The sequence below is a fragment of the Streptomyces sp. CoH27 genome, assembly GCF_020181035.1.
Taxonomy (GTDB): Bacteria; Actinomycetota; Actinomycetes; order Streptomycetales; family Streptomycetaceae; genus Streptomyces; species Streptomyces camelliae.
Genome location: NZ_JAIQYY010000009.1, coordinates 48,443 through 61,792 on the forward strand (window position 1 = coordinate 48,443; position 13,350 = coordinate 61,792).

General features: G+C 69.7%; 11 protein-coding genes and 1 pseudogene. 10 read left to right on the forward strand and 2 right to left on the reverse strand.

Annotated features, from left to right (window positions below; genetic code table 11):
- Window positions 1–78: 78 nt before the first annotated feature.
- Window positions 79–1,245 carry an L-rhamnose isomerase gene (gene rhaI / locus LE548_RS16070; protein ID WP_225097529.1) on the reverse strand — a complete coding sequence of 389 codons (1,167 nt, stop codon included), beginning with the start codon at window positions 1,243–1,245 and terminating at the stop codon, window positions 79–81.
- Window positions 1,246–1,519: 274 nt separating this feature from the next.
- Here rhaI and LE548_RS16075 point away from each other — a divergent pair, with 274 nt between their 5' ends.
- The 9 genes and pseudogenes from LE548_RS16075 to LE548_RS16115 all read left to right on the forward strand — a co-directional run bounded on the left by LE548_RS16075 (window position 1,520) and on the right by LE548_RS16115 (window position 11,514).
- On the forward strand, window positions 1,520–3,034 hold the full coding sequence (locus tag LE548_RS16075; RefSeq protein ID WP_225097530.1) for a sugar ABC transporter ATP-binding protein: 1,515 nt from the start codon (window positions 1,520–1,522) through the stop codon (window positions 3,032–3,034).
- A 172-nt stretch (window positions 3,035–3,206) separates the two neighbouring features.
- A complete protein-coding gene (locus LE548_RS16080) occupies window positions 3,207–4,277 on the forward strand; it encodes an ABC transporter permease (protein ID WP_225097531.1) in 1,071 nt (356 codons plus the stop codon).
- On the forward strand, window positions 4,270–5,271 hold the full coding sequence (locus LE548_RS16085) for an ABC transporter permease (protein WP_225097532.1): 1,002 nt from the start codon (window positions 4,270–4,272) through the stop codon (window positions 5,269–5,271). Before LE548_RS16080 ends, LE548_RS16085 begins: the two co-directional genes overlap by 8 nt.
- A 13-nt stretch (window positions 5,272–5,284) precedes the next feature.
- Window positions 5,285–6,364, forward strand: a complete 1,080-nt coding sequence (gene rhaS, locus LE548_RS16090) for a rhamnose ABC transporter substrate-binding protein (protein ID WP_225097533.1) — start codon at window positions 5,285–5,287, stop codon at window positions 6,362–6,364.
- Window positions 6,365–6,381: 17 nt separating this feature from the next.
- Complete coding sequence (locus tag LE548_RS16095; protein ID WP_225097534.1) at window positions 6,382–6,702, forward strand: L-rhamnose mutarotase; 321 nt, start codon at window positions 6,382–6,384, stop codon at window positions 6,700–6,702.
- A 15-nt stretch (window positions 6,703–6,717) separates the two neighbouring features.
- On the forward strand, window positions 6,718–8,130 hold the full coding sequence (locus LE548_RS16100; RefSeq protein ID WP_225097535.1) for a BNR repeat-containing protein: 1,413 nt from the start codon (window positions 6,718–6,720) through the stop codon (window positions 8,128–8,130).
- Window positions 8,131–8,210: 80 nt separating this feature from the next.
- Entirely contained in the window at window positions 8,211–9,236 is a 1,026-nt protein-coding gene (locus LE548_RS16105; protein ID WP_225097536.1) for a LacI family DNA-binding transcriptional regulator, read from the forward strand.
- 98 nt (window positions 9,237–9,334) lie between these two features.
- Window positions 9,335–10,636: an alpha/beta fold hydrolase gene (locus tag LE548_RS16110; protein ID WP_225097537.1), complete on the forward strand. Its 1,302-nt coding sequence runs from the start codon at window positions 9,335–9,337 to the stop codon at window positions 10,634–10,636.
- Window positions 10,637–10,771: 135 nt separating this feature from the next.
- Window positions 10,772–11,514: pseudogene (locus LE548_RS16115) on the forward strand (PIG-L deacetylase family protein).
- Window positions 11,515–11,615: 101 nt separating this feature from the next.
- Here LE548_RS16115 and tnpA read toward each other — a convergent pair.
- Complete coding sequence (tnpA, locus tag LE548_RS16120) at window positions 11,616–12,032, reverse strand: IS200/IS605 family transposase (protein WP_225097538.1); 417 nt, start codon at window positions 12,030–12,032, stop codon at window positions 11,616–11,618.
- 27 nt (window positions 12,033–12,059) lie between these two features.
- On the opposite strand from tnpA, the gene LE548_RS16125 reads away from it, so the two are divergent.
- On the forward strand, window positions 12,060–13,340 hold the full coding sequence (locus LE548_RS16125; protein ID WP_225097539.1) for an RNA-guided endonuclease TnpB family protein: 1,281 nt from the start codon (window positions 12,060–12,062) through the stop codon (window positions 13,338–13,340).
- Window positions 13,341–13,350 lie beyond the last annotated feature (10 nt).

Sequence of the window (13,350 nt, forward strand, 5' to 3'; positions counted from 1 at the left end):
ATGTGCGGCTCCGCCGCGTGGGCGCGATCAACCACAACGCATCCCGCACCCCGCAACGGCGCTTACGTAGCAGACGCTTCACGCCCCCCAGCCGGCCTGCTGCCCCCCGACTCGCTCGGCGACAATCCTCTCGGCCCACCCGGACCGGGCATACGCGGCGAGCGGATCCGGGTCCAGCCCCATCTCCTCGCGCACGTCACGCAGCAACGGCCGCACATCCGTGTTGTACGCGTCCATCAGCACGGCATTGGCGCCCAGCACATCCCCCGCGGCCTGGGCCTCGGCCAACGCCGCCCGGTCGACGAGCAGTGCCTTCGCCGTGGCCTCCTGCACGTTCATGACCGACCGGATGATCGCCGGAATCTTTGCCTCGACGTTGTGACACTGATCGAGCATGAACGCGACCCCGGCCCCGGCCGAGAGCCCGCCCCCGCGCACCACCTCGTACATGATCCGGAACAGCTGGAACGGGTCGGCGGCCCCCACCATGAGGTCGTCGTCGGCGTAGAACCGCGAGTTGAAGTCGAACCCCCCGAGCTTCCCCTCCCGCAGCAGCGTGGCGACGATGAACTCGATGTTGGTCCCCGGCGCGTGATGACCGGTGTCGACCACGACCTGTGCCTTCGGCCCCAGCTTCACGCAATGCGCGTACGCAGTCCCCCAGTCCGGCACGTCGGTGGTGTAGAAGGCCGGCTCGAAGAACTTGTACTCCAGCAGCATCCGCTGCCCCTCGCCCAGCCGCTCGTACACCTCGGCCAGCCCCTCGGCCAGCCGGTCCTGCCGGGCCCGGATGTCGTCCTGGCCGGGATAGTTCGTCCCGTCGGCGAACCACAGCTTGAGATCGGCGGAGCCGGTCGCGTCCATGATGCCGACGCACTCCAGCAGATGATCGACGGCCTTCCTGCGCACCGCCGCGTCGGGATGACAGATGCTGCCGAGCTTGTAGGCGTCGTCCTGGAAGGTGTTGGAGTTGATCGCGCCCAGCCTCAGTCCGCGCTCCTCGGCGTACTTGGCCAGCGCCGCATAGTCCTCGACCTTGTCCCACGGGATGTGCAGGGCGACGGTCGGGGCCACGCCGGTGAACTCGTGCACCTTGGCCGCGTCCTGGAGTTTCTCCCAGGGATCGCGGGGCACGCCGGCCTGGGCGAACACCTTGAAACGGGTCCCCGAGTTTCCGTACGCCCACGACGGCGTCTCGACGGCCTGGGTCTTGAGCGCGGCCTTCACCGCGGCGAGGTCGGTCACTGCAGGGCTCCTGGGTGAGGTCGGTCGGAACGGCAACGCATGTGAAACGATTCAGAACCGCAAGCTAGGGGCCCCTCCGAGGGGTGTCAAGCGTTCCGGCCAACCCACTTTTCCGTGACCACGCCGTGACGTTGGTCTATCGAAATTTTTTCGATACGGACCCATTGACGTGACATGGCTGTGGTGCCTACGGTCCCGGCAATCCAGTTGAAACCTTTCACGACGCCGATGGGGGCCTTGCGGCCGATCTGCCGGTGTCGTCGAGGAGCCTCACATGACCCACCCGCCCGACACGGGACCGGCGCCGGTGCTGGCGCTGAAGGGCGTCTCCAAGTCCTTCGGTGCCGTACGCGCCCTCAGGGACGTCTCCCTGGAGCTGCTGCCCGGCGAGGTGCACGCCCTTGCCGGAGAGAACGGCGCGGGCAAGTCGACGCTGATCAAGACCCTCGCCGGAGTGCACCGGCCGGACACCGGCCAGGTGCTGCTCGACGGCGAGCCCGTCGTCTTCCACGGCCCCGGCGACGCCCGCGACGCCGGGATCGCCGTCATCTACCAGGAGCCCACGCTCTTTCCCGACCTGTCGATCGCCGAGAACATCTTCATGGGCCGCCAGCCCCGCAGGGCCCTCGGCCGGATCGATCACAAGGCCACCCGCGCGGCCACCGCCGCCCTGATGAAACGGCTCGGCGTCGATCTCGACCCCGACCGCCCCGCCCGGGGACTGTCCATCGCCGACCAGCAGATCGTGGAGATCGCCAAGGCGCTCTCCTTCGACGCCCGGGTCCTGATCATGGACGAGCCGACCGCCGCCCTGACCGGCAGCGAGGTCGCCCGCCTCTTCGGTGTCGTCCGCACCCTGAGTGAACAGGGCGCCGCCGTCCTGTTCATCTCGCACCGCCTGGAGGAGATCTTCCGGATCTGCGACCGGGTCACCACCCTGCGGGACGGCGCCTGGATCGCCGGCGAGTCCCTCGACGGCATGACCGAGGACGACCTGGTCCGCCGGATGGTCGGCCGCGACCTGGACGAGCTGTACCCGAAGCAGGACGTCACTCCTGGCGAGCCCGCGCTCACCGTGCGCCGGCTGACCCGCGAAGGCGTCTTCACCGATGTCTCCTTCGAGGTGCGGCGCGGCGAGATCGTCGGTCTCGCCGGACTCGTCGGCGCCGGCCGCACCGAGGTGGCCCGCGCGGTGTTCGGGGTCGACCGGTGGGACGCGGGCGAGGTCGAGGTCGACGGACGCCGGCTCACCAACGGCGCTCCGTCCACGGCGATGGCCGCCGGACTCGCCCTCGTCCCCGAGGACCGGCGCGCCCAGGGCCTGGTGATGGACATGTCCATCGAGCGGAACATCGGCCTGACCGGGCTGCGGTCGACCGTGAAGGCCGGCCTGATGGACCGGGGCGCCGAACGCAGCAGCTCGCTGGACTGGGCGGTGAAGCTCCAGGTGAAGTACGCCCGGATCGCGGACGCCGTCTCCACGCTCTCCGGCGGCAACCAGCAGAAGGTCGTCCTCGCCAAGTGGCTCGCCACCGGCCCGAAGGTGCTCATCGTCGACGAGCCGACGCGCGGGATCGACGTCGGTACGAAGGCCGAGGTGCACCGGCTGCTGTCCCAGCTCGCCGCCGACGGGGTGGCGGTGCTGATGATCTCCTCCGACCTGCCCGAGATCCTCGGCATGGCCGACCGCGTGCTGGTGATGCACGAAGGCCGGCTCACCGCCGAGATCCCCCGCTCCGAAGCCACCGAGGAAACCGTGATGGCCGCAGCCACCGGGAGGGCCGCGTGAGCGACGCACGTAGGGAAACAGCCTGCGCGCAGCGCAGTCGCCTGAGGGCGGTGGCGGGAGACGGGCGGAACGCCGGGCCGCAGACAACGACGATGGCCGCACCTCTGCGCCGCGCGGGCGGAGACGGGGGTGCCCCCGGCCGAAGGCTGGGGGAGAACGGAAGGAGAGGCGCATGACGGCCACCACACCGGAGCAGACCCCCCTCTCCGAGGCGCCCCGCTCCAGCGGGACCCGGCTGGTCGACCGTGTCTTCAAGATGCGTGAGCTCGCCATCCTCGTCGTCTTCCTGGTGATGATCGCGGTCACCCAGGCGGGCAACAGCGAGTTCCTGTCCGAGCAGGGCATCAAGGACCTGCTGCTGAACGCCACGATCCTGGTGCTGGTCGCCACCGGCCAGTCCCTCGTCGTCATCACCCGCAACGTCGATCTGTCCGTCGGCTCCACGCTCGGCATCAGCGCCTTCGCCGCCGGCACCTGTCTGCACGGCGGCGGGAACCCCGTCGTCGCGGTCCTCCTCGCCGTACTGCTCGGCATCGGCTTCGGGCTGCTCAACGGGCTGCTGGTCAGCCTCGGGCAGGTGCCCGCGCTGGTCGTCACGCTCGGCACCCTCTACATCATCCGGGGCGTCGACTCCATCTGGGTCGGCTCCCGGCAGATCACTGCGGCCGACCTGCCGGGCGGCTTCGTCGACTTCGGCTCCGGCGGAGTCTCCGCGATCCCCTGGCTCGCCATGATCGCGCTCGTCGTCCTCGTCGCCACCGCCTATTACCTCAAACACTTCGGCAGCGGACGGGAGTTGTACGCCCTCGGTTCCAACCCCGAGGCCGCCCGGCTGGCCGGTATCCCCGTGCGCAGGCGGATCCTGGCCGCCTACACCTTCTGCGGCGCGCTCGCCGGACTCGCCGGGGCGATGTACCTGGCCCGGTTCGGCAACGTCGACTCCGGTACCGGAAACGGCTACGAACTCACCGTCGTCAGCGCGGTCGTGGTCGGCGGTGTCGTCTTCACCGGCGGCTCGGGCAGCGTCTACGGCGCAGCCCTCGGCGCCCTGCTGCTCACCTCCGTCAACAGCGTGCTGCCCGCGCTCGGCGTCAGCTCGGTGTGGGTGCTCGCCATCAACGGCGTCCTGCTGCTCCTCGCGATCGCCGTCGACCGGATCGTCGCGCTGCGGGTGGCCGCCGCCCTGAAGAAGAAGTCGGACCGGCACAAGGCCGCTCTGCCGAAGGAGAACGCCGGTGTCTGAGTCACTGACCCGCGCCGTCCGCTGGGACACGGTCGTCGGCGCACTCCTGATCGTCCTGTTGCTGCTGTCGTTCGGATTCGTGGACGGCTTCGGCAACTCCCTCAACCTGTCCTTCCTGATCGGCAACACCCTGCCGATCGCGCTGGTCGCCCTGCCGATGACCCTGCTGGTCGTCTCCGGCGAGATCGACCTGTCGGTGGCGTCCACGGCCGGGCTGTCCGGCGCGGTGATGGGCAAGCTCTGGAACCAGGGCATGACCATCGAGACGATCATCCCGCTGTGCCTGCTGCTGGGCGTGGTGTGCGGGCTGGTCAACGGGCTGCTCGTCACCCGGCTCGGGCTGCCCTCCCTCGCCGTCACCATCGGTACCCTCGCCGCCTACCGGGGCATCGCACAGATCGTGCTCGGCTCCGACGCGGTCACCGACTTCCCCTCCCCGTACCTGAACTTCGCCTCCGGCCGGCTCGGGAACACCTTCCTGCCCCAGGCGTTCCTGCCCTTCGTGGTGCTGCTCGCCATCGCCGTGGTCGTCCTGCACGCCACCCCGTTCGGGCGGTCGCTCTTCGCGGTCGGGGCGAGCGAGGAGGCCGCGCGGTTCGCCGGTATCCGGGTCAAGCGGACCAAGCTGGTGCTGTTCGTGGCCACCGGCTTCATGTCGGCGCTCACCGGCGTGTTCTGGGCGCTGCACTACGCCAGTGCCCGGTACGACAACGCGACCGGGCTCGAACTCTCCGTCGTGGCCGCCGTGCTGCTGGGCGGCATCGACTTCGACGGCGGCAGGGGCACGCTCGGCGGGGCCGTCGCCGGGGTGTTCCTGCTCGGGGCGCTGCAGAACGTGATGAGCCTGCTGAACGTCTCCGCGCAGTCGCAGATCGTCGTCACCGGTGTGCTGCTCGTCGTCTCCGTGCTCGGCCCCCGGGTCGCGCGCCAGATCTCCGTCGCGAGGGCGGGCCGTAGAGCGGCCTCGAATCCGACACCCGTACCCTCCTCGTAAAGGACCCCCTCCCATGCGCAAGCCGTCCCTCCGCCGCACCTGCGCCGCCCTCGCCGCGGGTACCTCCCTCGCCCTCGCCCTGACCGCCTGCGGCGGCACCACCAAGAACGACGTCAAGAACGACAACAACGCGGCTGCCTCCGCCGGCAAGGCCGACCCGAACGCCGCCACCAAGAAGGGGCTCACGGTCGGATTCCTGCCCAAGCAGGTGAACAACCCGTACTTCACCACCGCCGACAAGGGCGGCGAGAAGGCGCTCACCGAACTCGGCTCGAAGTACAAGGAGGTCGGTCCCTCCAGCGCCACCGACACCGCCGGGCAGGTCAGTTACGTCAACACGCTCACCCAGCAGCAGGTGAACGGGATCGCCGTGTCCGCGCAGGACCCGGGAGCGCTGTGCACCGCGCTCAAGCAGGCCATGAGCAACGGCATCAAGGTCGTCACCTACGACTCCGACACCAGCCCCGGCTGCCGCAACGCCTTCGTCTCGCAGGCGTCCGCCGAGGACCTGGGCCGTACCGAGGTGCAGTTGCTCGCGCAGCAGATCGGGTACAAGGGCGAGATCGCGATCCTGTCGGCCGCGCAGACCGCGACCAACCAGAACACCTGGATCGGCTACATGAAGGAAGAGCTGAAGGACCCCAAGTACAAGAACGTCAAGCTCGTCAAGATCGCGTACGGCAACGACGACGCCCAGCAGTCCTTCCAGCAGACCCAGGGCCTGCTCCAGGAGTACCCGGACCTGAAGGGGATCATCTCCCCGACCACCGTCGGCATCAAGGCGGCGGCACAGTACCTGTCCGGCTCCAAGTACAAGGGCAAGGTCAGGCTGACCGGTCTCGGCACGCCGAACGACATGCGCACCTACGTCAAGAACGGCACCGTCGACGCCTTCGAGCTGTGGGACCCGGCCAAGCTGGGCGACCTGGCCGCGCGGACCGCCGTCGCCCTCGCCTCGGGGCAGATCTCCGGCAAGGAGGGCGAGACCTTCCAGGCCGGCGGGGCGTCGTACACCATCGGCAAGGACGGTGTGATCTCCCTGGGCAAGCCGACCGTGTTCGACGCTAAGAACATCGACCAGTTCAACTTCTAGGAATGCGGGGGGTGTTGATGCAACGCGTGTGTTTCCTGCTGAAGGTCCGGGCGGACCGGCTCGACGAGTACCGCGAGCGGCACGCCGCCGTCTGGCCGGAGATGCTCGACGCCCTGACGGCGACGGGCTGGCACAACTACTCGCTGTTCCTGCGCGAGGACGGCCTGCTCGTCGGCTATCTGGAGACCGAGGACTTCGCCGCCGCCCAGGCCGGCATGGAGGCCACCGACGTCAACGCCCGCTGGCAGGCCGAGATGGCGCCGTTCTTCGAGTCGTTGGACGGCGCCCGGCCCGACGAGGCCATGAAACCGCTCACCGAAGTCTTCCACCTCGCCTGACCCGGAGACGCACCCATGAGAAGACGCACTGTCCTGGCCACCGCGCTCGCGGCAGCGGCGGCCGCCCCGGGCACGGCACGGGCGGCCACCCCCGGCCCGTCGGTCGCCGAGCGGGGCAGCACTCGACTCGACGCCCAGGCCGTCTACTTCGTCTCCTACGACGGCCTGATCAACAACAACTCGTTCCAGAAGAACGGGCTGCTGACCTACAAGGGCTACCAGTACGCGGTCTGGTACACCGCCACCCGCAACGCCGTCGTCGCCCGCCGCGTCCTGGGCGGATCCACCTGGTCCACGGTCACCCTCTCCCATCAGCTCAAGAGCGACGACTCCCACAACGTCATCTCGATGGGCGTCTCCAAGACCGACGGCCGGCTGCACCTGAACATGGACTCCCACAGCGACGGCTACTTCTACGTCAAATCGGTCGCGGGGCTCATGGACAACCCCGCGTCGACCGCCTGGACCTCGTCCGTCTTCGGCGCCGTACAGACCTCCCTCGACGGGCTGGCCCTCACCTCCCAGTTCACCTACCCGCAGTTCATCGCCACCCCCGAGGGCAGGCTTCAGCTCAGCTACCGGGCCGGCATCTCCGGCAACGGCCGCAACGCGCTGGCGGAGTACGACGGTTCGACCTGGGCGACGCTGGGGGAGTGGACCAGCTCGACCGGCACCTACACCAGCGAGCACGGCTCCAGCACCGCCCGCAACATGTATCTGCACGGCATCGACTACGACGTTAACGGCCGGCTGCACGCCTTCTTCACCTGGCGGGAACAGAACGCCGCCGTGATGTGCAACAGCGGCGGGATCACCAACCACGACACGGGCTACGTCCACTCCACCGACCGCGGCCGCACCTGGCGCAACGACGCGGGCACCGTCGTGGGCACCACGGGCGGATCCGACACCGTGGCCGTCACGGACAGCGGGCTCGTGGTGGATCCCCTCGACCCCGACCACTCGCTGATGAACCAGGAGAGCCAGTTCACCGACTCGGCCGGCCTCCCGCACGCGATCATCAGCTACGTCCCCGGCCGCTTCGGCCGGTGCACCACCGACTACGTCGCCGACCGCACCGCGGGCGGCCGCGCCTTCCACGTCCGCAAGAACGCCGCGGGCACCTGGCAGAAGACCGAGATCCCCGTCCCGCTGAACTCCAGCCAGCGCACCAAGCTCGTCCTCGACCGCTACGACAACGCCTACGCGGTGTTCCCGTACGGACGCATCGCCGCTGCCTCGAAGGCCTCCGGCCACACGGACTGGGCACTGCTGTACGACGGCGGCGACCTGAACGCCTTCGGCGAGGTCGTGATCGACGAGACGCGGATCGCGCAGGACGGCGTGCTGTCGTTCATGTACCAGGAGAAGTCGACCGGAACGACCCCCTCGGCGCTCCACGTGGTCGACTTCGCCCTGCCCGTCTGACCGGTCGGGGCCGGGCAGGGCGATGACGGTAATGTGAAGCCCTGCCCGCCGCCCCTCGTTCACCTGGAGGTCCTCGCCCGATGACCCAGTCGGTGGGTATCAAGGACGTCGCCCGCGCCGCCGGAGTGTCGGTGGGCACGGTGTCGAACGTCATCAACCGCCCGGACACCGTCGCCAGTGAGACCCGGGCCCGGGTGCTGTCCGCGATCGACCGGCTCGGCTACGTCCGCAGCGAGTCCGCGCGCCAGCTGCGCGCCGGCCGCAGCCGGATCATGGGCCTGCTCGTCCTCGACATGGGCAACCCCTTCTTCGTGGACGTGGCGCGCGGCGCCGAGCGGGCGGCCCGGGAGGCGGGGGTCGGCGTGATGGTCTGCAACAGCGCACAGAACGCCGCCGAGGAGGCCGAGTACCTCTCCCTGTTCGCCGAGCAGCGGGTGCGGGGCGTGCTGCTCACCCCGGCCGACGCCACCGGCCGCAACATCGAGACCTTCCGCCGGCACAGCATCCCGTTCGTGCTGGTCGACCGGGTCGCCGAGGGCACCACCGAGTGCTCCGTCTCCGTGGACGACGTCGCCGGCGGCGCCCTCGCCGTGCGCCATCTGGTGGACGCCGGACACCGCTCGATCGCCTACGTCAGCGGGCCGCCCGGCCTGAACCAGGTCCGCGACCGCCGCACCGGCGCGCTGAACGCGCTCGCCGAGGCCGGGCTCGGCCCCGAGGCGCTGCGCGAACTGCCCACCGAACGCCTCGACGTGGCCGCCGGCCGGGACGCGGGCGCCCGCCTGCTCGGCCTCGCCGACCGCCCCACCGCCGTGTTCTGCGCCAACGACCTGCTCGCCCTCGGTGTGCTCCAGGCCATGTACGCGGCGGGCGTGACCGTCCCGGACGACCTGGCGATCGTCGGCTACGACGACATCGAGTTCGCGGCGGCGGCGGCCGTACCACTGACCTCCGTACGGCAGCCTGCCGTCACCATGGGCGCGCTCGCCGCCGAGCTGCTGCTGGAGGAGACCGAGGAGGGCGAGGGCAAGCGGGCGCACGAGCACCGGCGCGTGGTGCTCCAGCCGGAGCTGGTCGTGCGCCGCTCCAGCCTCGCCGCGCGCTGACCCGAGGGTCAGTAAGAAACGGTGATCCCCGGACTCGGCTCGCGCCCGGTCATGTGCTGAACTGGGTCGCGTCCGTACCGTCCGTCCCGGGAGCCCCGTTGAGCCTCAGCTACCGCCAGCCTGGTGTCGTCCTCACCGACCGCCGCTTCGCCGTGCCCCTCGACCATGCCGACCCGGGCGGCGAGACCATCGAGCTGTACGCCCGTGAGGCGGTCGCGAGCGACAAGGCCGGGCAGGACCTGCCCTGGCTCCTCTATCTCCAGGGCGGTCCCGGCTTCGGGGCGAATCGTTTCGTCGGACGTCAGGCCTGGCTCGACCGGGCCCTGAAGGACTACCGCGTCCTCCTCCTCGACCAGCGCGGCACCGGCAGCTCCACGCCCGCCACCCGGCAGACGCTCCCGCTGCGCGGCGGCCCCGCCGAGCAGGCCGCCTACCTCACCCACTTCCGCGCCGACTCCATCGTCCGAGACTGCGAGGCCATCCGCCCCGAGGTCACCGGCGGCGCCCCCTGGACCGTGCTCGGCCAGAGCTTCGGCGGCTTCTGCACGGTGTCGTATCTCTCCCTCGCCCCCGAGGGTCTCGCCGCCGCCGTCATCACCGGTGGCCTGCCCTCCCTGCACGCCCACGCCGACGACGTGTACCGCGCCGCCTACCCGCGCGTCGAGCGCAAGGTCACCGCGCACTACGCCCGCTACCCGCAGGACGTCGAGCGGGCCCGCCGGATCGCCGACCACCTCCTCACCCACGACGTGGTCCTCCCGAACGGCTACCGGTTCACGGCCGAGGCCTTCCAGTCCCTGGGCCTGATGCTCGGCACCAGCGACGGCAGCCACCGCCTGCACCACCTCCTGGAGGACGCCTTCGTGCGCACCCCGGCCGGCCTGGAGCTGTCCGACGCCTTCCAGGAGCAGGCCCAGTCCCTGCTGTCGTACGCGGGCCACCCCCTCTACGCCCTCGTCCACGAGTCGATCTACGCCCAGGGCGGCCGCCCCACCGCCTGGGCCGCCGAGCGGATCCGCGCCGAGTTCCCCCAGTTCGACGCGGCGAAGGCCCTCGCGGGCGACGCCCCGGTGCTCTTCACCGGCGAGACCGTCCACCCCTGGATGTTCGAGGCCGACCCCGCCCTGCGCCCCCTGCGCGACACGGCCGGCCTCCTCGCCGCCCGCACCGACTGGCACCCGCTGTACGACCCGGCCCGCCTCGCCGCCAATGAGGTACCGGTGGCGGCCGCGATCTACCACGACGACATGTACGTCGACACGGCGCACTCCCTGGAGACGGCGCGCGCGATCCGGGGTCTGCGGACGTGGGTCACCGATGAGTTCGAGCACGACGGGCTGCGGACGGGGGCGCCGAGGGTGCTGGACAGGTTGCTGGTATTGACGCGCGACGAGGTGTGAAGCGACGGGTGGGGCAGCGCCCCAAAGGGGCGCGGGGCCGTGTCCGACGTGCGGCTGCCGCCGCGCCGGCGAGAAAGCACGAGGAACCCGCAGCTGCCGGACGGCGGACGAGGACAGACGAACATGGTGCAGCCCATGACCGAGCCGAAGATCACCCGACTCCAGCCCGTGCCGACGGACCGGCACCGCGCCCGCTGCGTCGTGACCACCCCGATGACCTGGAGTACGGCCGCTCCGCCGCCATAGCGGGCTGGACCGACGGCGGCCGCGACGTCACCCATGTGCCGGCGACCCGCGGCGAGGCCGGTGTCGACACCCTCGACCCCGCCGTCTGCGGCGCGCTGCGTGAGCGCGAGCAGCGGGCCGGTGCGGCGGCGGTCGGCGTCAGCACCGTGGAGTTCCTCGACCACCGGGACGGCGTCATCGAGTACGGCCCCCCGCTGCGCCGCGACATCGCCGCCGCGATCCGCCGTCACCGCCCCGAACTCGTCATCACCCTCAACCACCGTGACACCTGGGGCGAGGTCGAGTGGAACACACCGGATCACGTCGCGGTCGGCCGGGCCACCCTCGACGCCGCGGCGGACGCGGGAAACCGGTGGATCTTCCCGGAACTCACCGAACAGGGCCTGGAGCCCTGGAACGGCGTGCGCTGGGTGGCGATCGCGGGCTCCAGCCGGCCCACCCACGCCGTCGACGCGGGTCCCGGCCTGGAGCGGGCGGTGCGCTCGCTGCTCGAACACCGCACGTACATCGAGGCGTTGACCCCGCAGGACCCGCAGACGTACGTCCGTGACTTCCTGACCACGCGGACCACCGCCAACGCCGTACGCTTCGGCGGCACACCCGCGGTGGTCTTCGAGGTCTTCAGCCGCTAGCGCGCGGCCCGAGTTGACCCTCCCCTTATCGGTAGTCTTGCAGAGAGCCCCGGCGTTCACGCCGGGGATGAATGCATCTCAAGGCAGCTCTGAAGTGCACCTTAGAGCGGACGTTTTTGCTGCTCGATGTACTGGCGCACGATCGCCAACGGTGCTCCGCCGCACGATGCCGAGAAATACGAGGGTGACCACAGGTGCCCGTGCATGAGGGCGCGGTTGATCCGTCCGGTGAACTCCTGCCGTATCCGGCGAGCGGAGACGCCCTTGAGGCTGTTGACCATCTTCGAGACGGCGACCTTGGGCGGGTAGTGCACCAAAAGGTGGACATGATCGCGTTCGCCGTTGAACTCCTTCAGCTCCGCCTCGAAGTCCTCGCAGACCTTACGCATGATCTCTTCGCAGCGCGTCAGCATCTCGTCGTCGAACACCCCGCGCCGGTACTTCGTCACGAAGACCAAGTGCACATGCATCGCCGAAACAACATGCCTGCCACGTCTGTAGTCATTCTCTCCATCCATGAGACCAATCGTAGTAATGTCTTTGTCATGCAGCTCCGCTACAACTACCGGGCCTACCCGGATGCCACCCAGCGCCGTGCGCTGGCGAGCGCGTTCGGGTGCGCACGGGTGGTGTGGAACGACTGCCTGCGTGATCGCAAAGAAGCGCACGCGGCGGGGCTGCCGTATGTGAAGTCGGCCGAGCTGTCCCGGCTTCGCATCACCCAGGCCAAACGCACCGAGGAACGCGCCTGGCTCGCCGACGTTTCGGCCGTCGTCCTGCAGCAGTCCCTTCGGGATCTCGACACCGCCTACAAGAACTTCTTCGACAGCCTCAAGGGCAAGCGGCAGGGCCGCAAGGTCGGCCCGCCCCGGTACAAATCGAAGAAGGACACCCGGCAGTCGATCCGCCTGAACACCAACGCCTTCTCCCTCCAGGGCAACAGCACGGTGTACGTGGCCAAGGTCGGCAACCTCAAGGTCAAGTGGTCCCGCCCGCTTCCGGCCGCACCCACGTCCCTGACCATCACGAAAGACAGCTCCGGCCGGTACTTCCTCAGCTTCGTCGTGGACACCGAGCCGGACATCCTCCCCGGCGTGGAGACCGAGGCCGGTATCGACCTCGGCCCGTCCGCCTTCGCCGTCCTGTCCGACGGCCGCAAGATCGACAGCCCCCGCTTCCTGCGCCGGGCGGAGAAGAAGCTCAAGCGCCTTCAGCGGGAGCTGTCCCGCAAGGCCAAGGGATCGAAGAACCGGGCCAAGGCCCGCATCAAGGTCGCACGCCAGCACGCCAAGGTGGCGGACCGGCGCCGGGACTTCCACCACAAGGCATCCACACAGATCATTCGCGACAACCAAGCGGTGTACGTGGAGGACCTCGCGGTGTCCGGTCTCGGGCGCACCCGGCTCGCCAAGGCCGTGCACGACGCGGGATGGTCCGCGTTCGTCGGCATGCTGGAGTACAAGGCGGTCAAACACGGCCGCACCTTCGCCAAGGTAGACCGGGCTTTCCCGTCCTCTCAGGTCTGCTCGGCCTGCGGATTCCGGGACGGTCCCAAGCCCCTGCACGTCCGCGAGTGGACGTGCGGCGCATGCGGCACCGTGCACGACCGCGACCACAACGCAAGCCGCAACGTCCTCTTCGAAGGGCGCCGAATCGTCGCCACCGGACGGGTGGAGACGCTAAACGCCTGTGGAGTGCCGGTAAGACGGGCACACGTGCCCGCACAGCGCGGTGAAGCAGGAAGCCCCCGGAAGGGTCAGACGACCCGGGCCGGAATCCCTGGACTTCAGGCCAGGGAGCACGTCAAGTCAGGCTCGATGCTGTGAGCGGACGAGA

Bases quoted from the DNA above. Each gene is read 5' to 3' on its own strand.
- LE548_RS16075 (WP_225097530.1), top strand. From the start codon at position 1,520: ATGACCCACCCGCCCGACACGGGACCGGCGCCGGTGCTGGCGCTGAAG.
- LE548_RS16080 (WP_225097531.1), top strand. From the start codon at position 3,207: ATGACGGCCACCACACCGGAGCAGACCCCCCTCTCCGAGGCGCCCCGC.
- rhaS (WP_225097533.1), top strand. From the start codon at position 5,285: ATGCGCAAGCCGTCCCTCCGCCGCACCTGCGCCGCCCTCGCCGCGGGT.
- LE548_RS16095 (WP_225097534.1), top strand. From the start codon at position 6,382: ATGCAACGCGTGTGTTTCCTGCTGAAGGTCCGGGCGGACCGGCTCGAC.
- LE548_RS16100 (WP_225097535.1), top strand. From the start codon at position 6,718: ATGAGAAGACGCACTGTCCTGGCCACCGCGCTCGCGGCAGCGGCGGCC.
- LE548_RS16105 (WP_225097536.1), top strand. From the start codon at position 8,211: ATGACCCAGTCGGTGGGTATCAAGGACGTCGCCCGCGCCGCCGGAGTG.
- tnpA (WP_225097538.1), bottom strand. From the start codon at position 12,032: ATGGATGGAGAGAATGACTACAGACGTGGCAGGCATGTTGTTTCGGCG.
- LE548_RS16125 (WP_225097539.1), top strand. From the start codon at position 12,060: ATGCAGCTCCGCTACAACTACCGGGCCTACCCGGATGCCACCCAGCGC.